The sequence below is a fragment of the Hahella sp. NBU794 genome (assembly GCF_050749805.1).
In the GTDB taxonomy this organism is placed as follows: domain Bacteria; phylum Pseudomonadota; class Gammaproteobacteria; order Pseudomonadales; family Oleiphilaceae; genus Hahella.
Genome location: NZ_CP192738.1, coordinates 732,001 through 758,202, shown reverse-complemented (window position 1 = coordinate 758,202; position 26,202 = coordinate 732,001). Strand labels below are relative to the sequence as shown.

Sequence of the window (26,202 nt, the reverse complement as noted above, 5' to 3'; positions counted from 1 at the left end):
CTACCTCTCACTCACCCTGGATCAATGCATGCAGAAGTATATGTACGACGCTGTTATTTTTGACTGCGATGGCGTGCTGGTGGATACCGAGCGCCTGACCAATGAAGTATTCATGAGCCTGCTGGCGGAACAGGGACTGCATTTGTCCCATATGGAAATGCATACCCACTTCACTGGACAAACCACGGAAGCCAACCTGATCACCGCCGCCGGCCTACTGGGGCGGGCGTTACCGGAGGACACCCACCATCGCCTGCGCACCGGCTTCTGGGAAGCCATGCACACTGGTCTGAAAACGGTCCCTTACGTAGAAGAAACACTACAGGCGATCCATCTACCCAAGGCCATGGCGACCAACGCCCTGCGTGAAGATATGGACTTCAAACTCAATCGGACCGGCCTGCATGCGTATTTCGATCACTGTTTCTGCGTCGAAGATGTTGAGAACCCCAAGCCTGCGCCGGATATCTATCTGCACGCCGCCTCCGCACTGGAAGTAGCGCCTGAACACTGTGTGGTGGTGGAAGACTCCACAGCGGGCATCACCGCCGCTGTGGCCGCAGGTATGACGGTGTACGCCTATAGTGCGGACATGGATGCGGAAAAACAAAAGGCCGCGGGTGCGGCCTTATGCTTTCATGACATGAGAGAACTGGTCCATTTATTGAGCCGGCGACCATAACGCAATCCGGGCGGCCACTGACTCATTACGCGCCTGCCTCAGGCGCTCTCCAACGCTAATAGATTCAGAGGCATGCCCACCTCTGCTTCTATTTTTTTGTACTCCTCCTCCAGATAATGAAGAAGGTGATTCAAACTCACCAAATACTCGAAGTGACTTTCCGAATCGTTTAAGAAGCCGCCGTCCATAATCGCGCGATTGAATTGAATCGCATCCGATACGGCTTGCAGAAGAATGGGAGCAAGTTCATTTCTGATATTCATTTTGATTTTGTCTCTTACTGCCGCGTTGTTATTTTTGAGGGAGGCAGTCTCCTCCGGGCTGAAGGCCCGACGCCGCATCAACGTCCCAACGGCGCCGGAAACAAAAGGGGCGACAAGCGCCCCTCAACGCAGATTATCTCAGCGTGATTTCGTCAATAGCGTACCAACGGCCGTAGTTGCCGTAGCGCATGGTGACCAGTACGTACTGAGAGTTGGCTTGCAGCGGGATATCCGCCGCGCCGGAGCGGTACTGTCTGATGCGTTGCGCACGCACCCACTGGCCGTTCTGCCAGACATAGATGTCATAAGAACCAGCGAAGTTGCCGCCATCCCAGTTGATGGTCATACCGGACATGCTTCTGGCGCTGCCCAGATCCAACATCACCCACTGTTGCTGATAGCTGTTGTAGATAGTGGAAGACACCCAAGGCGTAGACAGAGAACCGTCATGCAGATTCGAAGCCTGATATCTGCTGCTGTAGGTGCTGGAGGCTTTCGCGCTGGAAACTGAAACGGAGCCAGTATCGCCGCCGTTATCTCCACCGTCGTCCCCTCCGTTATCACCGCCGTCATCTCCGCCATTGTCGCCGCCGTCGTCTCCACCGTCATCGCCGCCATCGTCACAAGGCGTCCAGCTGCCCTGCACTTTTACAGCGTCGAAAGACTCATGAATGGAGTGCCATTCCTGGGAGCATTCGCCGTACAGCGTTTCCGCTGATTGCGCCAGACGCGTCCGCGCGGAAGCAAAGTTGGTGGAGGCGGTGAACAGATTGGTGTTGGCGTGATAGTAGATCGCCAGCGCTTTTTCCATTCCGATGCCGGTCACCCGGTTGGTGGTTTTACCGCGAGGGTGAACGCCGCCTTCAGACAGCAGATAGAACGCCAGGTTCATGATGCCGCTGTTAAGGTGAACGCCGCCGTTGTCTTCCGAGCCAGTGTAACGGGAGTCGTAGCTGTCGCGGCTCTGCCCGTCGGCCACAGGGTCGGTCATATCGCGCATCATGCTGCCGTTCGGAGAAGCCTTCTCACCCAGCGTCCAGTTGCTGCGCTGAGGTTTCAGGCCACCAGAAGGCTTACCGCTGGAGCTGCCGCCGGACATCATGTAAGTTTCAGCGCCAGCGCCGAAGATATCAGACAACGCTTCGTTGATCGCACCGGACTCATTGCGATAGGTCAGGTTACTTTCAGAGAACGTCACGCCGTGAGTCAGCTCGTGAGCGACGATATCCAGCGCGCCAGCGGGGTTCTGCAACATGCTGCCGCCTTCGCCATAGATCATCTGCTCGCCGTTGAAGTAAGCGTTATCGCCGGAACAGCCGCCATTCGGAGAAGAGAACATGGCGTGTACGGTGCTGACCATCTTCTTACCGCGGCCGTCAAAGGAGTCGCGGTTGAACATGTTGTCGTAGAACCAGTAGGTGTAACCGGAGTTGTCGTAAGCGGATTTGGCGTGCTCATCTGCATTAGGCGACACTTCACGGCCCGGCAGGATGTTGCTGCCCCAGTTAGGGTCGAAACACTGACGGTCGATCGAGTGTACGCTGCGCGACAACGCCGAGTAGAAGCGCGGCAGTTTATCCACGATCTTGCCGCTGTTGGCGTCAACGAAGATTTCATCTACGCGATAGCCTTCGTCGGTGGTGGTGTATTCCACCACGGAGCGCCAGGTCAGGACCGGACCATCCGCTTCGGACACATAAATCTGCAGGCTGGGATCTTCGCGGAATCTTGGCTCGCCCTTGAGGGTGTCGCGCATACTGTCGACCGCTTTGTTGAACGCCACCTGACCGTTCAAACCAGGATTAACGTCCAATTGGATGCCCGGCTCGAATTCGCCGGTCACCAGACTGATTTCGTCCTGGCCGGACGCCTGCACCACCGTTTCACGGCCGTGCACAGGCACGCCGTTATATTCCTGGGCGAATTTGTAATAGACGTTGCCTTCATCATCACGCTTGGAGGTTTTCAACTCCAGGTCGTCGTTTTCGCTGATATTCAGCAATTGCTTGCCGCCCATCATAATCGCCTGCTTGGCCATATTGGCGTCGCTGGCCACCAACGGCTGATCGCCATTCGGTTTTAGATGGAAAGGCGCGCCAACCCCAGCGGTGCGCTCGCCCTGAAATAGGTCAGCGCCAGCCGCGGGGGGCGAAAACTGTGCATTGGGGGACTGATAACCCGTATCCGCCTGATCATCTAGATTGGCTACAAAGTCCTCAACATCCGCCATGCTGGGCGCATCGCCTGCCGATTTCGCAGAGGCGGGCGCACCCGCTGGCGCGGCGCCAGGCGTCATCGCCGTCGCGGCTGCGACAGTCTGAGCGGATGATTGAGCGTTTTCCACCGACGCCGAAGTGGCGTCCGACGATCCATCGCCTAACTGGTGGTATAAGGCGTAGCTGCCTGTCATGGCGGCCATGACAGCTACTAAAAGCTTTAATTTCACGAGTAGTTCCCCTCTCTTGTTTCTATCATTTTGGTTTTATCGGAGCGGAACATCCTAGCTATTGAGAATCCATTCGACATGTCATTGCGCGCTATTCACCTGTCACTTGCTGCCATTTTTTTAACAGTGTGAAGTACGCCTATTTCGTTAGGTTATTTGGCCGAGTTTTCCCTGGCCCTTGATTTGCTATATTCGAATACGCATGGGCGGCGACCCTGCGGCAGGCTAGTTATTTCGCCAAGTCTATGGAAGAGAAACTACTCTTATGACGCCACAACTGGACGAACCCTTCATCATCGCCAACTGGGTGAAAATGTGTCTGGACGCCTTTGAGAAACAAGGGCTGGACGCTTATGATTTAATGCAGTCTGCGCAACTCTGCGCTTCCGAATTGCAGTCTCCCCTCGCCCCCGTGCACACCGATAAAATCAACGCCTTATTCGACGCCGTCATTGCAACGACCCAATGCCAAAGCATCGGCATCGACGCTGGCAAAAATATCAGTCTGACCACCTTCCACGCCCTGGGCTACGCGGTTATCGCCAGTCAGTCTTTGTGGGAGGGATTTTCTCGCGTGATTCGTTATAACTACGGCATTTCCAACGTCACCCGACTGTATCTGCAAACCAATGGCGATGAAGTGGAGTTGGGCGTGGTGCGCGAAGGCGAGGCGCTGCTGCACGACGCCATTCTGGACGCCGCAGCCTGTATGATGGTGCGCATCTGCCGCTTTCTGACCCCGCAGGGAACGGACTTGTTGCGTGTTTCCATGGGGCGCGATAGACCCGCGGATTATGAAAACTACGAGCGCTATTTCCGCAGTCCGGTCAGTTGGGGCGACAGTCGCTACCGCCTGGTTTTCAGCCGTAATTATTTTCACTGCCGCCTGCCTAACGCCGATGTGTTGTTGGCGAATGAAAACGAGCGACTTTGCGAAATCTACTTCGGCCGCCTGTTCAACAGAAAGCTGACTCAGCGAGTACGCTCGCTGCTGCGCCAGACCATGGCGACTGAGGAAACGTCTTTACAGAAAGTGGCGCATACGCTGCATTTAAGTGAACGTTCGCTACAACGTCATCTTAGTCAGGAGGGAACCAACTTCCGTGAGCTGGTTGATGAAGTGCGGCAGGAAATAGCGGAGCGTTATCTGAAGTCCTCTTCCATGAGCATCTCCCAAATCGCATACAGTCTGGGATTCAACGACGCCGGCAATTTCAGCCGCGCCTTTAAACGCTGGTTTTCCTGCTCGCCGGAGACTTACCGGCAAAGCCTGCAGGAGTCCCCGTTACTGTAAACGACCCCGCCTCAAGCGGTATCCGCATGAGCGGTCGTTTCCTGTTTCGCCCATTTACTGGCGGCGCGCCAGTTCATTGAGAGAAAAACTGCATTCGCCAGAAAAATGGCGGTGCTCTGGCCCATGATTCCTACCATCATCCATCCCACATTGGCCAGCATCATCAGCCAAAACCCAGCTTTGTTCTTATTGCCGATCTGCCACACTGCGACAAACGTCAACAACATGGCGATCCAGTCCACACCATAAAATCGCATATCCATCTCAGCCCCCTGCTTAAAGCCCCTTGCATACGAGATAGTTCATTCATACATTCGCTTTATTTGTTTAATTATTAAGCGAAAATTCCTTCTGGATAGCATCCAACGCGTTAGCTAACCTTAGCCATTGGTCTAGTATAGATGATTGCCCGCACCGAGTGTGTTTTCAATTGTTTTAGCTTGTCCTTTATCAATTAACGCCTAACGCCAGCGCCTTGTTTGGTATTGAAAAACGCAACTTAAAGGTTTATCTGGCGCAACCCTATCCTCTGCGGCGCCCCTATATACATCCACGCATCTAGACTCTACAGACCTGTCTCTCAACGGAGCCCGATCATGAATCATCATCCCCTTTCCCTGACGCGGCAGCCGGTTGTGCTATTGCACGGATTGGCGCGTACGTCCCGCAGTCTGAACCGTATGCAACGCTATCTCGACGCACAGGGTTTCGATACGGTCAACCTGAACTATCCTTCCACGCGACTCTCCCTGGAAGCACTGGCGACGCAGCATCTCTATCCCGCCTTACTCGCTCGCTTCGGCGCCGACAGCTTGCCACTGCATTTCGTCACACACTCCATGGGCGGTATCCTGGTCAGGGTTTTGCGGGCATCGAAGCCTGACATTTCCATAGGTCGGGTCGTTATGCTCAGCCCGCCTAGTCAGGGTAGCGAAGTGGTCGACAAATTAGGCAAGCTGAGGTTATTCAAGTTGATTAACGGTCCGGCTGGCGGGCAACTGGGCGCCGTCGACAACCAGTTACTGCAAAATCTGGGCTCACCCGACTTTGAATGCGGCGTCATCACCGGCGACCGCTCCGTAAATCCTCTGCTCTCCCTCATGATCAAAGGTCCCAATGACGGTAAAGTGTCGGTTGAGCGGGCAAAGCTGACGGGCATGAGAGACTTTCTGGTGCTCCCTGCAACGCATCCGTTTATCATGCGCAACCAGACTGCGCTGGAACAAACCCTGCATTTCCTGCGGGAGGGACGCTTTCAACACAAGCGCTGAATCATCAGGAACATAAGGACAGGCAATACAGGTCATGGCGAGACAGATAGGACAACACTACATCAGCGGAAATTTAAACGAGTTTATTGACGGCGTCAGACAGGGCGTGCGGCGCGAGTATCCAAATATCCTGCTGGAAGGCGATTCCTGGTTTGATTACCCAGGCCGCGGCTGGGGCGCCTTAAACGCTCCCAATAATATCTTTGAAGCGATCGCCATGTTGGAACCGCAGGGCGCCAACTGGCTGGACCTCGCCATTTCCGGCGCCACCACCTTACAGATGCAACCGCATTTACAGCACTATCGCAGGCTGAAGCACGCCCACGTCCGGCTTGACTATATCTTCATCAGCGCAGGCGGCAACGACATATTCGCCAATCTGGCGCCGATCCTTGCGCCCTACGAACCGGACCTAACGGCGCAGCAATGCCTGCGGCAGGATATTCTTGATACTGTGTTGAGCAATATCACGGATTTCTACAAAAGCAGCCTGGAAATGCGCGACCGTTATCACCCCAACGCCATCGTCGTGAGCCATGGCTACAGTGCGCCGCTGAGCCGTGAACGGGGATGGAAACTGTTTCTGCTTCTACGCTCGGGTCCCTGGATCTCATCAGTATTCGAACTGCATGGATACCCGCCCGCAGAAGCATCGCCCTTGCGTCATGACATCATCCGCATCATACATGGACGTCTGTCCGACGCCCTCGCTGAAACGCTCTCCCAATACGACAATACGCTGTTCTACGACGCGCAGACACGTCGTCTGAATCTGACCGGCAAAGAATTCTGGGCGGATGAAATTCACCTCTCCGCAAAGGGGTATAAAAACTTCGGCGCCGACTTCATCCAGTTTCTGGAGGAAAATCAGGGCTACGCCTGGAGGCGGAAACAGGCTATAAAAGCGTAATGTCAACAAACCTTTATGTCTCATAGGCTGCGTAATGGAGCCTCTGCTTTAATGAGACATTCCGCCCAACAAGGTGAAAGGCGCATTGCATGGACAAAGCACAGCTGATAGAAACAATTACCGCTTATTTTAACGAGCATATCCCCTTTAACCGGCTGGTCGGCATCAAAGTCCGCGAGGTCAGCAAGGAGAAAGTCGTGCTGGGACTGGAAATGAAGCCGGAGCTGGTCGGCAATACGTTTCAGAACATCCTGCACGGCGGCGTCACCGCAACGCTGCTTGATGTGGCTGGCGGCTTGGTGGCGACGATCAGCATCATCGAGCGGCTTACGGAAATTGATCCAAAAGAAGTGCAGCGCAAACTGCGCAGGCTCGGCACGATAGATATGCGGGTGGATTATCTGCGCCCCGGGCGCGGCGCGTTTTTCGTCGCCTCCGCCAGCGTCATTCGTCACGGCCAGTCGATAGCGGTGACGCGCATGGAACTGGTCAATGATAGAGAGCAGACGATCGCGCTGGGCACGGCGACTTACACAGTATCCTAAGGAGATTTTCAGGATGAACCTCAAACCTGCAGCGCTGTTGTGCTGCCTGTTATCCCCCTCCGCTTTCGGCGGCGAGACCGCCAAAGATTTCCTCGGAGATTTCATCATCGGCGCTTACCAACTCATCGGTAAGGCGCCTGACTCCACCAGTACCTATCAAGGCGCGTTGCAAATCTATTCCGAGAATCACCAACTCAAGATCAAACGGGAAATCGGCGGCGCCGTGATATTCGGCGAGGCGGCGATTGAAGACGCCGTGCATGGCGAAGCCACGGTCTTGCGCATGCGCTTTCAAGAAAACAGCATCGCCTATGAGAGCACGTGTCTGGTGCAGAGCGATCTCGATAACTACGCCCGCATCAGCTGTCATCTGTATCAGGCGAATAAAGGCAGTAAAACACCCGGCCTGGAAGCCCTGTTCATCGACCACAGCAAAATCTGACGTCAGATAGCCATGTTGAAAAACGAAGGCGCTCCGCGCGGATTGTTGAATGGTCTCAACCATATCACCATTGCGGTCAGCGACCTGGACGTCGCGTTCGAGTTCTACGTTTCTCTGTTGGGAATGACGCCTCACGCCAAGTGGAAACAAGGCGCTTATTTGTCGGCGGGCGAACTCTGGTTATGTCTTTCTCTGGACGCCAGCCGACCCAGCGGCGATTACTCACACATCGCCTTCGATATCGCCGAGAAAGACTTCCCTCTAATGAGAGAAACGCTCAACCAGGCAGGTGTGAAGCAATGGAAGCAAAACCGCAGCGAAGGCGATTCGCTGTATGTTCTCGATCCCGACGGCCACAAGCTCGAAATCCATGTCGGCTCTCTACAATCCAGACTGCGTTCACTGCGCGAGGAACCTTACGAAGGACTGCAACTATTCGACTGACGGCGCGCTTTCATTCAGGGGCGATTCCGGCAACCACCAGTGCGTATCAGGCGCCTCCGTCTCAGCAGGAAGAGTGGGATTCTGCAATAGAAATACACGTCGACGCGGTAACTGCGCGCGGTCTAAAAACGGCTGGTGATGGGCAAGGAACAGCTGTTTGAACGAACCGTCCTGCAGCGCTACGTTTAGCCCTTTTTCAATCAATCGCGCCAGGGTTTCATCCCCTTTGCCCACAAAGAAGTACACCGGATAGGGGTAATACAACGCCAGCGTGGGCTCCACCGCCAGATCGGGATATTGCGCCTGACGCTCTTCCAGCTCTTTCCAGGCTTCGTTTAACCCCCTGGGAAAGTAATCGAAGCGCATCTCCATCAGCATATCGAATAAAAGTCCGTATTGCGGGGAGTCCTCCACCTTGAGATGGTTGCCGCGCAAAATATCAATGTCACTCCATTGCGCGCCAAAGCCAGCGACAAAATGCTCGCGCAGATCATCCAGATTCTTCACCAGGCTCAATGCGGGGAGACTGTGTTTATGCGTCAAAAACACACGATAGCCCAGTATTCCCCGTAGAATGGGAATTTTCACCGCCCGAAAGCGCCGCTCCAGATCAACGGTGGTGGGCAGGAACGCCACATCCAGCTGCCCCCGCTCCAGTAAAGCCAGGCCTCTTGCCGCAGTGACATTGTCCTGCAGGGGACGCAGCATGAATTCATTACCAACCCCCGCCTTTAACAACGCCAGTTGCAGCAACTGAATGCGATATTCGTAACGACTGTCTTTTTGATAATAACGGAGAGGACGCTGATCCGCGCAGGCGGAAACCGCCATCAACGTCAGCCACAGGCCACACAACAGCTTCATACCCTGATCCCGTATTCAATGAGGCGGTACGCTTCGCGACGACAAGCCTCTGAAGACAGGGGCTGACATAAGTAGCAGCTCCTGCCGTTTGCGGACATATAGGAAAACGCTAATTGTCCGCTGGATTATTAGGGAAATATTAGCAGGGATGACGCGTTGTATCAGTCGCCGCCGCCACAGCCTCCGCCGCAGCTGCTTCCACAACTGCTGCTGTTGTCTGAGCTGCTGTCGTTGTCATTATCATTGTAGCGACGGCCGGAGCCGCTCCCCCAATCGCCACCGCAGTCGCTAGAACAACTGGAGCTGGAACTAGAGCACCCTATATTAGACGCGCAGTGGTCATTACGCCCTGTACAATCCAGCGAATAGTAAAAGCCATCGGGAATTTTCAATTCCGCATCCAGGGCGAATAGAATGGGCAACGCCTTGGGCCGCAGAGGATCAATGTTCTCCCTTAAGCAGCTCAAGCGCCAGGCCAGTTTCACCCCATCCTGTACATTTGTAGCTTTGCCCATACCTTCCGCTGGCGTGTGATGTAAAAAGCGCCCAAAAGCTTCGTCGCAGAATTTTTCATAACGACGGGTGAACAAAATAAATTCGTGCCAGGCGACATCCACTACCTGTGACGGCATGGACACCATTCGTCCATTCGCCATGCGGCAGATATGAAAGTATTCACGCAGACCAGTGAGAACTCTTTCGACCTGCGCAGGGGTCAAATGCGGATATTTCCTGGCGATACGCCGATCAATGGTGGGAGGGAAACGGTAGTTATCGATAAATCGGACGCGTCTATTGCGCACCGCTTTGCGATACTGCTGATAACCAAAATAGGAAAGACCCGCCAAGACAGCAAGTACAAGGACATTAATCAGATAATTCAAGGCAGCCTCCTTAACAACGCCGGCGCTCATTATCCACATCCTTGCCCTACCCGAAAAGAGAAAGGGGCGATAAATCGCCCCTTTTACATAGAGTTAGAGAATAATCACCAACTATTTCTCAATATTAATGGTCAACGATTTTGATTTGTCGTCATATTCAGCTCTAACGGTAATAGAAGTACCGCTATATCCGCTGAAGTCATTCTTCATGGTGAGTTTACCATCGCCATTGATATCCGCGATTTCGTCGCCGGTGGTAATTTCCCAGTCCGCCTTAGAAGAGATATTGTTTTTAGTGCTGTCAGTGTAGACCTCATAGAAGCTCAACTGCCGCACCTCACCTTCTTCCAGAGCCGTGTCGCCTTTGACATCGGATAGCTCATAACCGGAAATCTCCAATACTTTCACCGTCGTCTCGGCGGAAAGTCCACCACATTCTGCTTTGACAGTCGTGGAAGACGTAGATACGCCTGTGACCTTGCCGCCATCAACCGTGGCCACGCCCGTGTTGCCGCTGGTCCAGATAGCGTTGGAGGTGATGCCGACGTTGTTGGTTCCATCGCTGTAGTCGCCACTGACCGTCAGAGTCGTGCTGCCGGACTTGCTGACAGAAACCGTACTGCCTTCGTTTATCTTCAAAGACGCCAGTGTATCGTTGACCGTGATAGGCACGTCCGTAGATTTTACTGTACCCCGGCTGACAGACACATTTACGTTGCCGCTGTTATGGGTCACCAGCATGCTACTGTCGCTGTTAATCGTCGCCACGGCGCTATCACTGCTAGTCCAGGATAACCCTGAAACAATTGGACGCTGAGAGCCGTCGGTGTAGGTTCCCGTTGCGCTCAGGGTCAGGCTGCGGCACTCATCTACTTCGGAATCGCTCGCGCTCGCCTCAATAGTGGATAAGGTGGCGTCAGAAACCGTAACCGTCAGTTGCGCGTTGAGGTTCACCAGTGATGCGGTAATCACCACATCCTGATTGCCAACCGGGGTTCCGGTCGTCATTTTGCCGGCATTGTCGACTGTCGCCAGAGCGCCATCGTCAGTGCTCCATTTCACTTTACTGGTGATGTCCTGGGTCGAGCCGTTATTCAGCTCCGCCACCACCTTCATCTGCCAGCTCTCATTAGGCTCAAACAGCACTTTGTCAGAGGTAGAAGTCAGGGTCAGACTCTTAGCGTCCAGTTTTCCTGCATCGACCGCGTCATTCAACGCATCCGTATCGCCAGAGCCTCCGCCGCAGGCGGACAGCAACGCAGAGCACAACGCCAGCGCGGCAAAACCGGCTACAACACGGGTTTTTCTGAGGTTAGAAATCATATTGCAATCCCAGACCAAAGTTTCTGATCTTCACGCCATCATCTTCAAACACATGATAGTAGCCAGCGGACAGTTTCACGCTGGGATAGGCTCTGAGCGGCTCTTCCAACCTGATCGCCAGACTGGTTCCATCGAATGAGAGATCGGAAGTTTTGCCTCCCACTTCGGTTTCCAGCTCAGTGGCGACGTAACCGACTCCCAATGTCAGCAACGTGGTGTCGCTCAGTACGCCGGTGTAAGTCAAATAACCGCCCGCCATGCTGTTCAGCTCCATATTGACGTTCGCTTCCTCGGAATCAGTAACGCCTGTAGAGAATAAAGCTTCCAGACCAACGCCGTTTTCAAGACGTCCGCCCAAACGAACATTGGCTGCAGGGATGTAAAATTTTTCGGAGGAGGCTTTCACCATTCCTACGCCCCCATCCGCTCCCACATACCAAGTTTCCGCCAGAACTGGCGCAGAGAAACAGGCTAAGCAAGTAAAGATACAAGTTATTTGACGCATTGGAATTCTTTCCGTGATTGGTTTTGGGCAGTGCCAAGACTGCAGAAAAGTAAAGGTATATTATGGAAATCAATCAGCTATTGCTAATTACAAAAACCGGCTTAAACAAGTTGTAATAATTTACTGACGCGATAGAGGAAAATCAGGGAGGGGAGGTAACCGCCTGAGGCGCGCAATGCGTCGCCGGCAGGCGGTAATATAGTGCTGGGTTTATCAGTAAGCACTATAGGTGGGCGTAAATTACCTTGAATGCCGCTTAACGTCCAGCGTAAAACGCTTAAGCCAATTGATAACGCCGAGCAGGTCACATGTTATTTAGCCTGTACTTTTCGGCTCTCCACCACACTGTTTTAAAATAATTTTTAGCCTAAAAAACCTTTTTGATGGGCTTCATGCAAGCGACCGCTGATCATCTCCCACAGTGCTTCATTGAAGTCGGCCAGGATTCCCGTTTTCGACAGCACTTGCTCCAGACGCACGCCATTCTCCACCCAACTTTGACAGCCGTTATTCAGGTTGATCAATACCGGCATCAATCGATCCATGGCGTAGGCGTAGCGAGACTCCGGGGTCCGCCTCTCTTCATATTCCAGCCACAAGGATTTAAATTCGTTCCCTACTTCCGACGGCAGCATCCCGAATATCCGTTCAGCCGCCTTCATTTCATTTTCCGTGTCCGCATGGGCGGCGGAGAAGACAAACTTGTCGCCAGCGTCAATTTCCACCACGTCATGTAATAACAGCATGCGCACGACCCGGTTGATATCCACCTTCTCTTTCGCGTAACTCTCCAGGGACATCGCCAGCACCGCGATTTGCCAACTGTGCTCAGCCGAATTTTCCCGGCGATCGGTTCCAATCACTTTGGTCATGCGATTGACGCTTTTCAGCTTTTCCAGTTCGATGATGAAACTGAAAATCTTCTCCAGCTCTACTTTCATGAATGCCATTTCCTCGTCACTGTCATCTTAGGCGGCCGTTAACGCGGCGGAGTATATCCCTTTAACGTCATAGCAGACACCTCAACAAGCGGAACGGTCACATTTCCAGTGTGCGGCAAGTCCCATTTCTGCAGTTTCACGCCAGAAATATATTCTTTAATTTCACATACATACAGATACATACCCGGTCAAAACCATTAACTTGCGTTGGCTTATGGTAACGCCCCGGCAGGCGCGTCACAGTTTTACGGAAACTGCCTTTAACCCCTCCTTCATGATGCCTATTCTGCGCCCAACGAATGAGCTGAGCGGTACTTTCGAGAGTTATTAACCCGATATCCATCGTCCCATTCATGGGCAGAACATAAGCAGGTATAGCATCATGTACAAGGAGATCTTCGCCACCCGTTCACACACATTTTCTTCTATCCGCAACAACTGGAAAGCGGCTTTCAATTCTTTGCTCATCAGCGGAGCCATCGCCGCTTCCGGCGCCGTCTCCAGCACAGCCAACGCCATGCAGAGTCCGAACCTGTCAGGTATTTACTGTAGCTGCAGCCCAACCACTGAGCGTAACTCCTCGGTATTCCACAACGCCGGAGAAATCGAATACATGGACGGCGTACTGGTGCGCATCAGCTGGGCGCTGCTGGAACCAACCCCCGGGGTCTACGACTGGAGCCGCCTGGACAGCCAGCTGGCGAAAGCGCAACAGGAAGGCGTAAAAATCGCGTTGGCGATCACTAACGGAGCGGAGGCGCCCTCCTGGCTGAAGTCGGAAGGCGCGCAAACCCTGGACTATCTGTTCCGCAGCGTATATCCGAAGAGCATGCCGTTGCCATGGGACAGCGTTTTCCTGGATCGCTATTCGCAGTTTATTGACGCCCTGGGTCAACGCTACGACGGCAATCCCAACATCGCGCTGGTGCACATGACTAACTCCACTACTAACGGTTTTGAAATGCAGTATTTCTTCGACCGCGATACGGAGAACCGTTTCAGATCCATGGGGTTCTCCAACGAGGCGCTGGTGGAATCCTGGAAGCAGATTATGGACGCTTACGACGACGCGTTCCCCAACACTAAACTGGACGTGGAAATTCATCCGGTATTCCGTAGCCCGGTAGTGGCTCAGGAAGTCGCCGCCTACGGCCACGCCAGCATCGGTCAGAGATTCGGTTTGTTCGCCGCCTGGTTCAGCGAAGAGAACGCGATGACCGCCTATCCGGAGATGTACAATTTGCTGGTGTCCGCTCAGGCGACCAGCTTCGCAGCGGTGCAAATCGTCGGCACGGCGTCATCCGACCGCGCCAACATCCAGCTCACCGAAGAAGAGTTGCTCGGCTCCATTCAGTTCGCGCTGGATTCCGGCTTCAACTATATCGAAGTCTGGGCGGCTGACCTGAAGAGCGACGCACTCAGCGACGATCTGACGCTGGTGCACACCAGCATCCAACTGGCGTCAGAATAGTCTCCCCCTTCGGCGAGGCTTGCCGAAACTCTCTCCACAAGGAATCAGTGACCATGGCGACCTGTAAACACGCAGGGAACGGGATCATTTTGTCCCGTCAACACGACGCCGGTCCTCTTCAGGGCCGGCGTCCCTGCGTCAACCAGGAGTGAACCGCATCCGCCGCTCACCGCGACGATCAGTTCATTGGGAATGGTTCTTCACGTAAGCTTCCACGTCAAACCAGAGCGATTCGTCATCCAACGGCGTCTGCTCGGTCAGTAGCGGATTATGTAGCTGAAAAATACGACGATGTTTGAAGTCCACCGCCTGCAACGCGCGGCGATGGGGTTCAAATCCATACAGCAGGCGTTCGAATTTGCCATTATCGATAGCGTTGCGCAGCCCCAGACGTATCCGCTCCGCCAGATCGACATCCTCCCGCCGCACGAAGAAGTAAACCGCCGTCGGGTAATGCAACAGAATACTCTCTTCCACCATCAAACTATCCTGATCATAGGCGGCCAGCTCATCCCAGGCTTCCAACACGCTGCGCGGGAAGTAGTCAAAGCCGCCCTGCGCCAGCAGTTTGAACAATCCCTTGTACCAGGAGCTGGTGTTCAGGCGATAGCCATTAGCCTGCAGGATCTGCGCATCAGGCCAGTCGTGGCCCTGATAGGCCAGCAACGCCTGGAGCTGCTCAGGCTCAGTGATTGCATTGAATTTGTAACGGTCTTCTTTACGGATGACCAGCACCCGATAGCCGATCAAACCTTGCATCAAAGGAATACGGATGGCGCGAAAGTTGGTTTCTCTCTCTTCCGAGGTCATGGACCAGACCACATCGACCAGCCCTTCCTGCAGGCTTTTAAACGCCCGCCCTTGCGACATCGGGGCCTGGATCTGCTTCATCTCGTAGGGGCCCACCTTCGATACGGATTCTTCCAGCGTCAGATGCAGCACGCCAATGAAGTAATTTTTGCGGATATCGCCAACGTCTTCCGGCCCCACATGGCGCACCACCACGGGTTCCGCGCTGAAGACAGCGGATATGCCAAAACAACAGCTAAGACACAGACATAACAGATAACGCACATGGCTCCCCGCTCTGCGGCTCGCTCGCAAAGCTCTGTCATCCGTCCTGAATTCATTACAAAACCCACTGACCCGCATTGGAAATCTTCTCAGCAAGTCACAGGCATTATTTTTCAGTATAGAACAGAGGAGGAAATACTCTCGTTATGGACGCCAGGAGCCTCGACACAGTTGGTCGACCCGCTTGAGAAGTGTGGGGATGCGGTGCTTGCCGCTCATTGCAAGAATCCAGTCCCGAGCCTGAGTCAGTGGGACGCCCACGGCGGAAACATACAGAGGTTTAAGGCTGTCGCCGCGTAAGATTTCACGGTCCGGCGGCGTGTCCAGAAAGGCTTTTTTCGCCACGCCAATGACCGGAATACGTTGTTGCAACGCGTTATGCAAATGCATGCCAAGACCGGGTCGATCATCCGCGCCCAGCGTGACATAGCCGTCCACGACAATGATATCGACTGATTCGGAAATAGCGTCCAGCAACTGCAAAATACAGGGCAGCTCACGCTTGTAGAACTGGCCAGGCTCATAATCCTGCACTTCGCTGACATGCGTCAGCACCGCTCGCGTCGGCTCCGGGTCGCTCCAGTCTTTGAACAGCACGCCCGCCACGGTTGCGCCGCCATCGTCTTCGTATTGAACGTCTACCGCTAGAATCAATGTTTCACCTTTTCCCGACCCACTATTTTTCCTGAACGACTATTTTTGGTACGACTATATAAGGCATCAGTTTCGCCATATTGCGGGCGTCGTCGATACCTCTGTGATGACAGCCTTCCAGGGACAAACCGACAACGCGCAAGGCGCCCGCCATGCCATACTTTTTCTTGAGCCCTTGCGTCTCTGAGAACTGCTTCTTGATATTGAGATGCCCGCTGGCGAAAGGATAGGCGACCCGATGATATTGGCAATCCTGCTCGAACTGACCTTTATCGTAATCCCCCCAGGAGCAAAACAGATAATTGGGGTAATGGCGCATCCAGTCTTGCAGAGACTCAATCGCCTCCGGGTAAGTCGGCGCGTCATCGACTTGCGTTTGCTGGATTGTAGTCAGTTCACGACAGAAGTCCGTTAACTGCGGGTGTCGCACTGGCCGAATAAAGGTCTGGAACTCATCCACCACCGCCAGAGACGCGGGGTCAACCATCACTGCGCCAATTTCAATGGTTTCCATTTCCCTACGGGGAACGGAGCCCTGGTCGCAACAGGTGGCCTCAAGATCAATGATCAGGTAGTAATCAGGTTTTACAGATAAATCCATTTTAATACTTCTTCAATAACGTCTAATGTCGGAGATAAAGCCATCGCAGCTTCGACTGCGCGTACGGCGACGGCGTTATCTTCGGATTTTCGCGAGGAGTCAGCCTCCTTCGCTGTTTTTGCGCACGCCAAAGCAATGTTCCATTGCCGGGAACTCGCCGGAGCGCACTTCATGAGCGTACCTGGAGAAAGCCTCTTTAATAGGTTGGCTCAAATCCACGTAGCGTTTGGCGAATTTGGGCGTATAGCCCGAAAACAAGCCAAGTATATCCTCGGTCACCAACACTTGGCCATCGCACTCCGGCGAAGCGCCGATGCCGACGGTAGGAATGCTCACCGCCGCGGTGACTTTGCGCGCCGCCTCTTCAAACGCGCCTTCCACCAATAAGGCGAATGCGCCCGCGTCTTCAAAGGCCCGCCCCAGTTTGATGAACGCGTTGATTTCTTCCTCGGTGCGGATCTGCGCCTTGAAACCGCCCTGCACATTCGCGTGCTGCGGCGTCAGGCCAATATGGGGCATGACCGGGATACCCCGGCGCACCAGAAAATCGACGGTTTCCAGCAACTCCTCGCCGCCTTCCATTTTCACGCCTTGCGCCTGGGTCTCCACTAAAACTCGGGCTGCATTGCGATAAGCCTGTTGCGGCGATTCCTGAAAAGTCCCAAATGGCATATCCACAATCACACAGGCTTTGCTGACTCCCCGGGTCACCGCCGCGCCATGGTTGATCATCATGTCCAGGGTGACGGACATGGTGGAGTTAAAGCCGTAGGCCACCATGCCAGTGGAGTCGCCGACGATAATCAAGTCCACGAACTCATCCATCATTTGCGCCATGGGCGTCGTGTAGGCGGTCAGGGAAACGATGCTTCCCCTGCCTTTCATCGACCGTATCTGCGGAATAGTGATGCGCTTTCTGTCAACGTGCGTGCTCATAAACCCTCCCAGGTCCGTCGCCTTTGCTTATTCAGTGTTTTCAGTTATTTGCATGGGATGGTTATTTTTATTTGGGCAAAACTATAACGAATTATTATGTTTTCCCCAATAACATCGACTATGTCGACGCAAGCATCGCAGTCATTGCGGAAGCGAGCCCGGCGATACATGCTAAGCTAGAATCTAAGGCTTGTTGACGATACAGAAACGCCATCAGGTCTGCGGCGAAGAAAGCGGTTCCCCGCGCAAACAAAGACAGACTTCAGACATGAAAAACGCTGGACGGCCTGGCCGCTGGCGCCGAACTCAATGTAGCGGAACTCTTGGACGAAGCGATTTATGAACAGCCAGCCTGGGATAAAGGAAGGCGCTACTCTTGACCGCCCCATGCAACAGCCTGATAGCAGCGGCCTCGGCAGGTCCAAGTGGCTGTATCGCTGTGCTGCGCTGATCATCACGGTTGGCGTCATCGCCGCCGGCTTTTATATCGACCGTCTCAACAACATTCGTCATGAGCAGGAAGTCCGCAACGACGTACTCAGCCAGTTGAGCGTGGTGCGCGCACGCCTGGAAGGCGCCATCAGCAGCAATATCCAAACCGTTCGAGGTCTGGTGGCGGCCATCAGCGTTGAGCCGGACATGAACCAGGATCGTTTCACCGAGTTCGCACACCCCCTGTTCGATGGCCGCGCGCAATTACGCAACATCGGCGCAGCGCCGGATATGGTTATCCGGCTGATTTATCCACTGCAAGGCAATGAAGGCGCCATTGGGCTGGATTTGAGCGCGACGCCCGACCAGCGAGAGGCCGCCGAACAAGCGCGACATTCCGGCCAACCGCTGGTGACAGGCCCTGTCAAACTGGTGCAAGGAGGCTACGGATTTATCGGGCGCATTCCAGTTTTCACTTACTCTGAAAGCGGCAAAAAAGAGCGCTTCTGGGGGCTGGTGTCCGCCGTTATTGACGTTGAGGAGCTATACAAAGCCAGCGGCCTGACCGGCGCAGCCCAGGGGCTGGATATCGCTATCCGCTCCGCCTATAACAACGACACGGACAGCGACGTATTCTATGGCGATCCGGAAATTTTTCACGCCAACCCGGTTATCGCTGAAGTCACGCTGCCCAACGGGGCCTGGCGTATCGGCGCCACGCCCCAGGGCGGCTGGCCGCAATTGGCGGAAGGCGCCATCGCACTGCGCATCAGCGTCCTCACAATCGGGCTGCTGATATTGACGCCGACGCTACTGGTGTTCCGGCAAATACGCAAACGCCATGAAAATGAAATGTTGCTGCGCAGCCTGTTTGACTTGTCCCCTTTGGGCATCGCCCTCAATGACTACAAAACCGGCGACTTCCTGGAGGTCAACAACGCATTACTGGGCCCGACGGGGTACACCCGCAAAGAGTTTCTCATGCTGAGTTACTGGGACATCACCCCCAAGGACTACGAAGAACTAGAGTCACAGCAATTGGAGCAACTCAGCATTCGCGGGCGCTACGGCCCCTACGAGAAAGAGTACATACGCAAGAGCGGCGACCGCTATCCGGTGCTGTTGAACGGCGTGCTGATTTCCGATACCCAGGGTCGGGAATATATCTGGTCGATCATCGAGGACATCTCCGAGCGCAAACAGGCGGAGGCGGCAAGTCGCGTCGCACGCCAGCAAATCGAACAATCCCAGAAGGAGTTGCAGAACTTCTTCGATCTCTCCACCAACTTCCTGTGCATCGCCAACACCGAAGGCTACTTCGAAAGAATCAACTTCACCTTCAGCAAAGTGTTGGGTTATTCGGAGCGAGAACTGCTGTCGGAACCCATCGTTCACTTCATACACCCTGACGATGTGGGAAGCACATTGCTGGAGCTGAAAAAACTGGCCCGGGGCAAGCCCGCCATCTCTTTCGTCAATCGCTATCGCTGTTACAGCGGAGAAATCGTGACCCTGCTATGGAACGCCGCCTGTGATCCGGCTTCCGGCAAAATCTACGCTACGGCGGTGGACATAACCGCCCAACGCAATGCGCAAATGGAGCTGACTGAGGCGAAAGAAGCCGCCGAAGCCGCCGCCCGCGCCAAGAGCGACTTTCTGGCGACCATGAGTCATGAGATTCGCACACCAATGAACGGCGTTTTGGGCATGCTTAATCTGGTGCTGCATTCCAAACTTGATTCGGAACAGCAGCGCAAGGTCAATATCGCCAAATCCAGTGCGGAGTCCTTACTGAGCCTGATCAACGACATCCTCGATTTCTCTAAAGTGGATGCGGGCAAACTGGAGCTGGAGCTTCTCGACTTCGACCTGCGCCATCATCTGGACGAGTTCGCCGGCACCATGGCTTTGCGGGCGCAGGAGAAAGAGCTGGAGCTGGTGCTGGATCAAAGCGCCGTCGAGCAATCCATGGTGCGGGGCGACCCCGGACGGCTGCGGCAGATCCTCACCAATCTGGTCAGCAACGCTATCAAATTCACCGCCGAAGGCGAAATCGTCATCCGCTGCCAGTTGCAGCCGGAAGAGGATCACCTGCTGTTGACCGTGTCCGTCACCGACACCGGGATCGGCATTCCCGCAGAGAAAATCGGCGGGCTGTTCGAACCCTTCACCCAGGTGGACGCCTCCACTACCCGTCAGTTCGGCGGCACCGGGTTGGGACTGGCTATTTGCAAACGCCTTAGCGAGCTGATGGACGGCGGCATTACCGTCCATAGCGAACAAGGCAAAGGCAGCTGCTTCGAATTTTGCATCCGTCTGCAACGCAGCGAACTGACGCAACCGATTCTTCCCAAAGTGGATATGCGTGCGCTTTCCTTGCTGGTGGTGGACGATAACGCCGCCAATCGCGAAGTGCTCTGCGGGCAGCTCAGGATGTGGGGCGCGCATGTGCTTGAAACCGCCAGCGGCGAAGAAGCGCTCGCCATGTGCGAGGCGAAAATCAATGGCTCTCCCGCCGTTTACGGACGTCCCTTTGACATCGCCATTCTGGACATGCATATGCCGCAAATGGATGGCGCTATGCTGGGACGTGAACTCAAGGCCAACGCGGCTTACCGCAATATGGCGTTAGTAATGATGACCAGCATCGGCCACCGGGGCGATGCGCGTTATTTCGCAGAGCTGGGTTTCAGCGCCTATCTGCCCAAGCCGGTTACCGTTGCGGAGTTGAGCGCCGCACTCTCCGTGGTGGCGGAAGGCGGCGATGCCTTGCGTCAGGCCAAGCCGCTGGTCACACGCCATTACGCGCGCTCCCTCCCCGCCAGTGACGCCGCCGAATCGGACACGGCGGAAACGCATCCGCCGATGCAATGGCCAGCACACAGTCGCCTCTTGCTGGTGGAAGACAATCAGGTCAACCAGGAGGTGGCGCAACTGATGCTGGAGGAAATGGGACTGCCGGCGGATGTCGCAGGCAACGGCCTGGAGGCGTTGGCGGCTCTGCAGAGCGCGCTGGAGGAAGCGCCTTATAACTTGGTCCTAATGGATTGCCAGATGCCGGAAATGGACGGCTATGAAGCCACCCGTCAAATTCGCGCAGGCAAAGCCGGCGAGCATAACCGTCATATCCCCATTGTCGCCATGACCGCCAACGCCATGAAAGGCGATCGCGAAAAATGCCTCGCGTCGGGCATGGATGATTATCTCAGTAAGCCGATCAGCGCCAGCGGTTTGGAGGAAAAGCTCAAGCTCTGGCTGTTCCGCCGCTCCAGCGCCAGACCTGGCCTCCAGATATTAGGCGCCGCATCAGAAGAAGGGGCTGAGGCGGATACCGTAGGTCAGGAGCCATTGCAGCTTTGGGATGAAAAAGCGGCGCTGGAAAGTCTGATGGGGAAACATGCGTTGTTGAGTCGCTTACTGGGCGGATTCTGCAGCCGGCTGCCGGAGCGCCTGGCGGCGCTGCAGGAAGCCATCAGCGAAAGCGATACCGGCAAAGTGGAGTTCATTGCCCACTCGATCAAAGGCGCGGCGGGGCAACTGCATGCGCAGCAATTACAGCACGCCGCCAGTGCATTAGAGAACGCCGCCAGCCTGGATGATATCGAAGAAGTTAACCGCCTGTTGCCGGGCTTTGTCTCCGCCAGTGAGCAACTGGCCCGGCATTTCGACCACTACCTCAACACCCGGCCGGTCAGTTAATCCAAAGGAGGCGATATAAACCACTGTCGATAAACCACCGCCGATAAAGCATTGGTTCTATAGCCCGCCGGCTACGTCCAATATTGCTCCCGTGACATAGGACGCTTCCTCCGACAGCAACCATAAAATCGCATTGGCCAGCTCTTCCGGCTGGCCGCCACGGCGCATGGGGATATTCGCTTTCACCCGATCCACGCGACCCGGCTCGCCGCCGCTGGCGTGGATTTCCGTGTATACCGATCCGGGCCGCACGCCATTGACTCTCACGCCTTCCTGCGCCAGTTCTTTCGCCAGGCCCACGGTCATAGAGTCTACCGCACCCTTGGAAGCGGCGTAGTCGATGTATTCCCCTGGAGAGCCCAGCTTCGCCGCCGTGGAGGAGACATTCACGATTACGCCGCCAGCACCGCCATAGATCGTGGACATGCGTTTGATCGCTTCCCGCGAGCACAGAAAGTAGCTGACGACATTGTTGCGGAAGATACGCGTCAGCCGCTCGGCGTCCATGTGATCCAGACGCATCTGCCGCTCCAGCACGCCGACATTATTAACCAGGGCGGTCACCTTTCCGAGTTCGCGATCCACCGTCGCAAACAAGGCCTGCACGCCCTCCTCCTGAGAAACGTCAGCCTGCACGGCGATCGCTTCGCCGCCGTTATTGCGAATCGCCGCCACCACTTGCTGCGCCGCATCATGGTTGTTCAGATAGTTCACGCACACCGCGTAACCACGAGCGCCCGCCAGCATCGCCGCCGCCGCGCCAATTCCTCTTCCCGCGCCAGTAATAATGACGACTTTTTTGCTGGTTGATGTACCGGACATACTGCGACGACTCCTTAGTAAACGTTTCTCTTATCAACACGACAGACTAAAGAGTAACGTAAAAAGGCGTCCTCGCGGTCAAGCAAAAGGTCTGACTTTTCTTCGAAAGAGCCAATGCCTCTGAATTGTCAGAGGCATTGGGTTGGAGGTAATGATTTGGAGGCAATAGTTAAGAGGTAGTGGTTAAGAGATATTGCCGTTTAACAGGCTACTGTTAACGCACTATTGCCCGCACTCACTCCCGTTAAGCTTAATGATCGCTGGGACGCTGGCGGAGGCAGCGCCTTTTTTGCCGATGAAGCCGAAGGTGGAGGTTCCTCCGTTAGCGGCCAAAGTTCCGTTCCATTGCGTCGCGGGAACGGCGGCGGTCACTCCAGCGCCATCAGCGCTGAAGTTGGCGTTCCAGCCATAGTCGAAGCTTTCGCCCGCCCCCAGTGTCCAGGCCAACTCGTAACCACGCACGGGTTCGTCGCTGTTATTGGTGACAGTCACCACGGTATGGAATCCGCCATCCCACTCATTCACCACATCGTAGTCGACCGCGCAGTCCGCGGCGGGCTCATCGCCGCCTTTCTTCACTTGCAGATAGGCGTTCGCCACCGCCGCGTCGGTCTTAGCGTAGACCTTGTTCGCCACGGGGTCGCGCACCGGGCTCACCTCGCCATCCGCGTTCACCACGCCGACTTTGATTTCCGCTCCCGCCGCGTTGACCGCCTGCGCCAGCGCATAAGGCCATTCCGCCGCCGCGGAATCAGCGTCGCCCAGCGCCAAAGGCTGCGCCGGATAGTAAAGATCACGCCCGTCCTGCAGCACCACGCGTACGCTGACCTTGTCGCCTGCGGACAGATTCATTGGCTGCGCAGTGAGCGCGCCTAAGTCCAGCCATGGCGAAGAGCCCGCTGGCAGGTGCGTGATGGCGACGCTGGCGTCATCACTTTCGTCCGCATTGCTCACATGCAGAGAGATAGTGACGCGACCGGCGGTTTCCGGATTCGCCATACGTAAGGTAGCGACCTTCTGGCTGGCCCCTTCCAGTTCATAAAGACCTGGATTCTGCGACGATACGCTCCATTGATAAGACAAGCCCTCGCCTTGAGATTCGCCAGCGTCCAGACGCAGCTCCCCTGCGCCAGTAAACTCGCTGACATCCGGCGTCAGACCGATTTTTGCGAAAACGTTTTCACCATCGCCCGGATCAGTCCCGTCGAACACCACATCCACACATCCATGGAAACGCTCAAAGGTGTATTGATTACGCCCCCACTCCCCATAGATCACGTGCCGACCGCTACGCTCTGGAATATCGCAGGTCGTGCGAAAACGCGCGTTGCCTTTGTCCGGCTCCACATTGGGATTGGCGTCTGGGTTTTTGTCGTCATAGTTGAGAACGCAGAACGCTTCTTCTTCAAAGTCATCCCACGTCAGCGCACGCCCGGATTGAAACTGGAACCCTGGCTTGGTGATCCAGTAACGAAACTCTTCCGTGTCATCGAAGTGAGGACCCCAGGAAATATTCCAGGTAAAGGTTCTCGGACCTGGACTCATGTGGGAGGTAGGCCAGTCGATAGCGCTGTCCCAGGGAGTGGCCCCGCCCTGCCAGGTTTCACTGCCGAAGCCACAGACATGCTCAGGCAACGGGTCCACCACAGCGCGCCCCTGAGCGTGAGTCAACACGCTCATGAACTGGTAACCGCCCACCGGGTCCTGGGCGAAGGCGCCGCGGCATTCTTCGTATTCCGCTGTGCCATTGTCGATTTCATCGGGCTTGGTCACAGCGCCGCAATACCAGTTGCGGGAGGGCGGGTCTTCAATCAGGCCGTGGGCGTTAACGCCGCCAGCCATGCATGCCAGCAATGCGCCGGCGGAGAGGGATCTACAGTTTCTGTTCATTGTTGTTCCTTCCGTAAACTCATTATTTGGCGGTAATGGGCGCGTGTCTTACGCGCTATAAGAAGCATAGCATTCAGATTTATGAATACGTTTTCATAATCCAAATTCACGATGAGCGGGTAAATCCCCCATACGCCCTAGAAAAATGGGGTGAGTCGTCAAGAAAGATGGGGCGCCTCGAACTGGCGTTTGTTTTGGCCTGGGTCAGCCAGGTAAAAAACGGCAGGAAAAGCAGGCTCTATGGCAGAGCCTGCGCGAGGGTATCGATCAATGCAGAATAACGCGGGCGTTTGTGCCCTGAACGGGACGGTTAGTGGGACCGCCCATGGTTTCCGTAAACTGATTGATTTGCTCTTTGGAAGCCTTGCGGTAATCCTTCATCACCAGCCAACGTACGCCTTCGGAACAAGGCGGCGTGGTCAACGAGCCGTTAAAGCGATAGTAGCCCGAGTTCGCTGACACCATGTCGCCGGCGTGAACCTCAGTCGGCAGCGCTTTGGCGCCGCCCGCTTCCTTAGGCATATGCTCCCAGACTTTCGCCAAATGTTCGTTATGGTCGCCCTCTTCATACAACACGGACAACACCGCTAACTCGCCTTTTTCATTGGCGTGCACAAAGTGCGCCTCCAGCGGGAAGCTCTTGCCGTCGACCGTATTCTCACTGGGGGCATGGAAGTGGAACTGCTTAAGTTCGAACTCCCGTCCTTCCACACTGGCTTTGCTGCCTGGCTTGTAATTCACCTGGATGGTATGGCCGTTGTTGACGACCTCATGGCCGCCGCTGCTGTAGCTCATACCCACGGCAGGCAGTTCGCCTTTGATGAGGCCGCTGATATCCACCGGCGACTGATTTTTCCCGGCGGAGCACATGGTGTATTCCGGTTTCAGGTCTCCCCAACGCTCGGGTTCATCATATCCCCAATGCGACTCGCCACTGGCCAATGCCTGCCCGCATACGGTCACGCCAGCCAATACCCATATCAGACGTCTGATCATTTGCTTTTCTCCTTATTGACGAAAATGTGCAACCAGACACCGCTTAACTCGTTGTTTTCTGGCTTTTTATTTTTAGAGCATATTTACCTGTTTCTACGCCCGCACACAACCCGCAAGGCGAAACAGGGCGACGCTCATTGCTTCAACGTAGCCAGAAATTCAAAAAACTCAATAAACTTGTCTTTGCCCATACTGCGCGCTGTGGCCAACTGTCCACCCCGGGTGGCGAACAGCACTTTGTCATCGTTATCGGTGACGACAATGGAGGGAATGCCTTTCTCAATGGGATTGCCGTAGGTCTCGACAATATCCAGATTCTTGTCCCAGTCGCCGATATCGACTTTGACGACCTTGAAGTGTTTGCTGACCAGCGCGGCGATCTCTGCATCCTGCATGGCTTCATCGAAAACGCGACAATCCGGACACCAGTTGGCGCCGAAGGTCAGTAATATCAGCTTATGATCCTCGCTCGCAGCGGAGCGGGCGGCTTGAATATCGCGCCTGGCGTCGGCGCTTTCATCGTAGGGTAAAGGGCCCGCTGCGGCCGTGAAGGCCAGCAGGCCCAACAGCAGACAGACGCAATTCCTGATCAACGTATGCATATTTCTCTCCTTGAAATGAGTGATGGCGATTAACGACTATTTAAAGTAGCGCAATAAGACGACTCTGCGCAGGCGGAAAATAGTAACGTGGAGACGCCCGACATGTTAATAACCCTGCGCATCAATTCCCTGTCCAACGACAAGTCGCTAAAGACCGGTTTTATCCTTCTCGAACGGCTAAAGGCTACCAAGCGATCCATCCACGGATAAC

The 26,202-nt window shown here is 54.9% G+C and carries 25 protein-coding genes; 9 read left to right on the top strand and 16 right to left on the bottom strand.

All coding sequences use genetic code 11. From position 1 onward, the window contains the following. Positions 1-28: 28 nt before the first annotated feature. Positions 29-682 carry an HAD family hydrolase gene (locus ACQYWX_RS03415; RefSeq protein WP_431687888.1) on the top strand — a complete coding sequence of 218 codons (654 nt, stop codon included), beginning with the start codon at positions 29-31 and terminating at the stop codon, positions 680-682. A 38-nt stretch (positions 683-720) separates the two neighbouring features. On the opposite strand, the gene ACQYWX_RS03410 is transcribed toward ACQYWX_RS03415, so the two are convergent. Then, on the bottom strand, positions 721-945 hold the full coding sequence (locus tag ACQYWX_RS03410; protein WP_127968414.1) for a hypothetical protein: 225 nt from the start codon (positions 943-945) through the stop codon (positions 721-723). Positions 946-1,078: 133 nt separating this feature from the next. Then, positions 1,079-3,391 (bottom strand): M4 family metallopeptidase, encoded by a 2,313-nt coding sequence (locus ACQYWX_RS03405; protein WP_279504105.1) that lies wholly within the window; start codon positions 3,389-3,391, stop codon positions 1,079-1,081. Positions 3,392-3,656: 265 nt separating this feature from the next. On the opposite strand from ACQYWX_RS03405, the gene ACQYWX_RS03400 reads away from it, so the two are divergent. After that, complete coding sequence (locus ACQYWX_RS03400) at positions 3,657-4,685, top strand: AraC family transcriptional regulator (RefSeq protein ID WP_431687887.1); 1,029 nt, start codon at positions 3,657-3,659, stop codon at positions 4,683-4,685. Between the two features lie 11 nt (positions 4,686-4,696). Here the strand turns inward: ACQYWX_RS03400 and ACQYWX_RS03395 are convergent, their stop codons facing one another. Further along, a complete protein-coding gene (locus ACQYWX_RS03395; protein ID WP_011394796.1) occupies positions 4,697-4,948 on the bottom strand; it encodes a hypothetical protein in 252 nt (83 codons plus the stop codon). A gap of 333 nt (positions 4,949-5,281) precedes the next feature. On the opposite strand from ACQYWX_RS03395, the gene ACQYWX_RS03390 reads away from it, so the two are divergent. The 5 genes from ACQYWX_RS03390 (at position 5,282) to fos (ending at position 8,297) form a co-directional block, all read left to right on the top strand. After that, positions 5,282-5,956: an esterase/lipase family protein gene (locus tag ACQYWX_RS03390; RefSeq protein ID WP_431687886.1), complete on the top strand. Its 675-nt coding sequence runs from the start codon at positions 5,282-5,284 to the stop codon at positions 5,954-5,956. 34 nt (positions 5,957-5,990) lie between these two features. Beyond that, the gene (locus ACQYWX_RS03385; protein ID WP_431687885.1) at positions 5,991-6,866 is read left to right on the top strand and encodes an SGNH/GDSL hydrolase family protein; all 876 of its coding nucleotides are present in this window, start codon (positions 5,991-5,993) and stop codon (positions 6,864-6,866) included. 89 nt (positions 6,867-6,955) lie between these two features. After that, complete coding sequence (locus ACQYWX_RS03380; protein WP_127968402.1) at positions 6,956-7,411, top strand: thioesterase family protein; 456 nt, start codon at positions 6,956-6,958, stop codon at positions 7,409-7,411. A 13-nt stretch (positions 7,412-7,424) separates the two neighbouring features. Further along, positions 7,425-7,853, top strand: coding sequence for a hypothetical protein (locus ACQYWX_RS03375; protein WP_431687884.1), 429 nt, complete (start codon positions 7,425-7,427; stop codon positions 7,851-7,853). 42 nt (positions 7,854-7,895) lie between these two features. Further along, positions 7,896-8,297, top strand: a complete 402-nt coding sequence (fos, locus tag ACQYWX_RS03370) for a fosfomycin resistance glutathione transferase (RefSeq protein ID WP_431689495.1) — start codon at positions 7,896-7,898, stop codon at positions 8,295-8,297. On the opposite strand, the gene ACQYWX_RS03365 is transcribed toward fos, so the two are convergent. The 5 genes from ACQYWX_RS03365 to ACQYWX_RS03345 all read right to left on the bottom strand — a co-directional run bounded on the left by ACQYWX_RS03365 (position 8,286) and on the right by ACQYWX_RS03345 (position 12,814). Then, a complete protein-coding gene (locus ACQYWX_RS03365; protein ID WP_431687883.1) occupies positions 8,286-9,161 on the bottom strand; it encodes a hypothetical protein in 876 nt (291 codons plus the stop codon). The two genes, fos and ACQYWX_RS03365, sit on opposite strands and share 12 nt — an antisense overlap. Before the next feature lie 161 nt (positions 9,162-9,322). Beyond that, complete coding sequence (locus ACQYWX_RS03360; protein WP_431687882.1) at positions 9,323-10,045, bottom strand: glycine-rich domain-containing protein; 723 nt, start codon at positions 10,043-10,045, stop codon at positions 9,323-9,325. A gap of 111 nt (positions 10,046-10,156) precedes the next feature. Next, on the bottom strand, positions 10,157-11,368 hold the full coding sequence (locus ACQYWX_RS03355) for a hypothetical protein (RefSeq protein ID WP_431687881.1): 1,212 nt from the start codon (positions 11,366-11,368) through the stop codon (positions 10,157-10,159). Beyond that, complete coding sequence (locus tag ACQYWX_RS03350) at positions 11,358-11,873, bottom strand: outer membrane beta-barrel protein (protein ID WP_279504086.1); 516 nt, start codon at positions 11,871-11,873, stop codon at positions 11,358-11,360. The genes ACQYWX_RS03355 and ACQYWX_RS03350 overlap by 11 nt, the downstream gene beginning before the upstream one ends. Before the next feature lie 362 nt (positions 11,874-12,235). Continuing rightward, a complete protein-coding gene (locus ACQYWX_RS03345; RefSeq protein ID WP_431687880.1) occupies positions 12,236-12,814 on the bottom strand; it encodes an HD domain-containing protein in 579 nt (192 codons plus the stop codon). A gap of 382 nt (positions 12,815-13,196) precedes the next feature. Here ACQYWX_RS03345 and ACQYWX_RS03340 point away from each other — a divergent pair, with 382 nt between their 5' ends. Beyond that, complete coding sequence (locus ACQYWX_RS03340; RefSeq protein WP_431687879.1) at positions 13,197-14,285, top strand: beta-galactosidase; 1,089 nt, start codon at positions 13,197-13,199, stop codon at positions 14,283-14,285. 183 nt (positions 14,286-14,468) lie between these two features. On the opposite strand, the gene ACQYWX_RS03335 is transcribed toward ACQYWX_RS03340, so the two are convergent. The 4 genes from ACQYWX_RS03335 to panB form a co-directional block, all read right to left on the bottom strand. After that, complete coding sequence (locus ACQYWX_RS03335) at positions 14,469-15,359, bottom strand: hypothetical protein (protein ID WP_431687878.1); 891 nt, start codon at positions 15,357-15,359, stop codon at positions 14,469-14,471. A gap of 144 nt (positions 15,360-15,503) precedes the next feature. After that, a complete protein-coding gene (locus ACQYWX_RS03330; protein WP_431687877.1) occupies positions 15,504-16,013 on the bottom strand; it encodes an endonuclease V in 510 nt (169 codons plus the stop codon). 22 nt (positions 16,014-16,035) lie between these two features. Next, entirely contained in the window at positions 16,036-16,614 is a 579-nt protein-coding gene (locus tag ACQYWX_RS03325; protein ID WP_431687876.1) for an exonuclease domain-containing protein, read from the bottom strand. Positions 16,615-16,713: 99 nt separating this feature from the next. Continuing rightward, the gene (gene panB / locus ACQYWX_RS03320) at positions 16,714-17,550 is read right to left on the bottom strand and encodes a 3-methyl-2-oxobutanoate hydroxymethyltransferase (RefSeq protein WP_431687875.1); all 837 of its coding nucleotides are present in this window, start codon (positions 17,548-17,550) and stop codon (positions 16,714-16,716) included. Between the two features lie 339 nt (positions 17,551-17,889). Between panB and ACQYWX_RS03315 the strand changes: the two genes are divergently transcribed. Further along, the gene (locus tag ACQYWX_RS03315; protein ID WP_431687874.1) at positions 17,890-21,681 is read left to right on the top strand and encodes a response regulator; all 3,792 of its coding nucleotides are present in this window, start codon (positions 17,890-17,892) and stop codon (positions 21,679-21,681) included. Between the two features lie 57 nt (positions 21,682-21,738). Here ACQYWX_RS03315 and ACQYWX_RS03310 read toward each other — a convergent pair whose 3' ends face one another. From ACQYWX_RS03310 to ACQYWX_RS03295, 4 genes are all read right to left on the bottom strand, one after another. Further along, positions 21,739-22,503, bottom strand: a complete 765-nt coding sequence (locus ACQYWX_RS03310; protein ID WP_431687873.1) for an SDR family oxidoreductase — start codon at positions 22,501-22,503, stop codon at positions 21,739-21,741. Positions 22,504-22,725: 222 nt separating this feature from the next. Next, on the bottom strand, positions 22,726-24,393 hold the full coding sequence (locus tag ACQYWX_RS03305) for a lytic polysaccharide monooxygenase (protein WP_431687872.1): 1,668 nt from the start codon (positions 24,391-24,393) through the stop codon (positions 22,726-22,728). A gap of 267 nt (positions 24,394-24,660) precedes the next feature. Then, positions 24,661-25,389, bottom strand: coding sequence for a carbonic anhydrase (locus ACQYWX_RS03300; RefSeq protein WP_431687871.1), 729 nt, complete (start codon positions 25,387-25,389; stop codon positions 24,661-24,663). Positions 25,390-25,523: 134 nt separating this feature from the next. Next, on the bottom strand, positions 25,524-25,991 hold the full coding sequence (locus ACQYWX_RS03295) for a thioredoxin family protein (RefSeq protein ID WP_127968365.1): 468 nt from the start codon (positions 25,989-25,991) through the stop codon (positions 25,524-25,526). Positions 25,992-26,202 lie beyond the last annotated feature (211 nt).

Bases quoted from the DNA above. Each gene is read 5' to 3' on its own strand.
- ACQYWX_RS03415 (WP_431687888.1), top strand. From the start codon at position 29: ATGCAGAAGTATATGTACGACGCTGTTATTTTTGACTGCGATGGCGTG.
- ACQYWX_RS03410 (WP_127968414.1), bottom strand. From the start codon at position 945: ATGAATATCAGAAATGAACTTGCTCCCATTCTTCTGCAAGCCGTATCG.
- ACQYWX_RS03400 (WP_431687887.1), top strand. From the start codon at position 3,657: ATGACGCCACAACTGGACGAACCCTTCATCATCGCCAACTGGGTGAAA.
- ACQYWX_RS03395 (WP_011394796.1), bottom strand. From the start codon at position 4,948: ATGGATATGCGATTTTATGGTGTGGACTGGATCGCCATGTTGTTGACG.
- ACQYWX_RS03390 (WP_431687886.1), top strand. From the start codon at position 5,282: ATGAATCATCATCCCCTTTCCCTGACGCGGCAGCCGGTTGTGCTATTG.
- ACQYWX_RS03385 (WP_431687885.1), top strand. From the start codon at position 5,991: ATGGCGAGACAGATAGGACAACACTACATCAGCGGAAATTTAAACGAG.
- ACQYWX_RS03380 (WP_127968402.1), top strand. From the start codon at position 6,956: ATGGACAAAGCACAGCTGATAGAAACAATTACCGCTTATTTTAACGAG.
- ACQYWX_RS03375 (WP_431687884.1), top strand. From the start codon at position 7,425: ATGAACCTCAAACCTGCAGCGCTGTTGTGCTGCCTGTTATCCCCCTCC.
- ACQYWX_RS03365 (WP_431687883.1), bottom strand. From the start codon at position 9,161: ATGAAGCTGTTGTGTGGCCTGTGGCTGACGTTGATGGCGGTTTCCGCC.
- ACQYWX_RS03355 (WP_431687881.1), bottom strand. From the start codon at position 11,368: ATGATTTCTAACCTCAGAAAAACCCGTGTTGTAGCCGGTTTTGCCGCG.
- ACQYWX_RS03350 (WP_279504086.1), bottom strand. From the start codon at position 11,873: ATGCGTCAAATAACTTGTATCTTTACTTGCTTAGCCTGTTTCTCTGCG.
- ACQYWX_RS03345 (WP_431687880.1), bottom strand. From the start codon at position 12,814: ATGAAAGTAGAGCTGGAGAAGATTTTCAGTTTCATCATCGAACTGGAA.
- ACQYWX_RS03340 (WP_431687879.1), top strand. From the start codon at position 13,197: ATGTACAAGGAGATCTTCGCCACCCGTTCACACACATTTTCTTCTATC.
- ACQYWX_RS03325 (WP_431687876.1), bottom strand. From the start codon at position 16,614: ATGGATTTATCTGTAAAACCTGATTACTACCTGATCATTGATCTTGAG.
- panB (WP_431687875.1), bottom strand. From the start codon at position 17,550: ATGAGCACGCACGTTGACAGAAAGCGCATCACTATTCCGCAGATACGG.
- ACQYWX_RS03315 (WP_431687874.1), top strand. From the start codon at position 17,890: ATGAACAGCCAGCCTGGGATAAAGGAAGGCGCTACTCTTGACCGCCCC.
- ACQYWX_RS03310 (WP_431687873.1), bottom strand. From the start codon at position 22,503: ATGTCCGGTACATCAACCAGCAAAAAAGTCGTCATTATTACTGGCGCG.
- ACQYWX_RS03305 (WP_431687872.1), bottom strand. From the start codon at position 24,393: ATGAACAGAAACTGTAGATCCCTCTCCGCCGGCGCATTGCTGGCATGC.
- ACQYWX_RS03300 (WP_431687871.1), bottom strand. From the start codon at position 25,389: ATGATCAGACGTCTGATATGGGTATTGGCTGGCGTGACCGTATGCGGG.
- ACQYWX_RS03295 (WP_127968365.1), bottom strand. From the start codon at position 25,991: ATGCATACGTTGATCAGGAATTGCGTCTGTCTGCTGTTGGGCCTGCTG.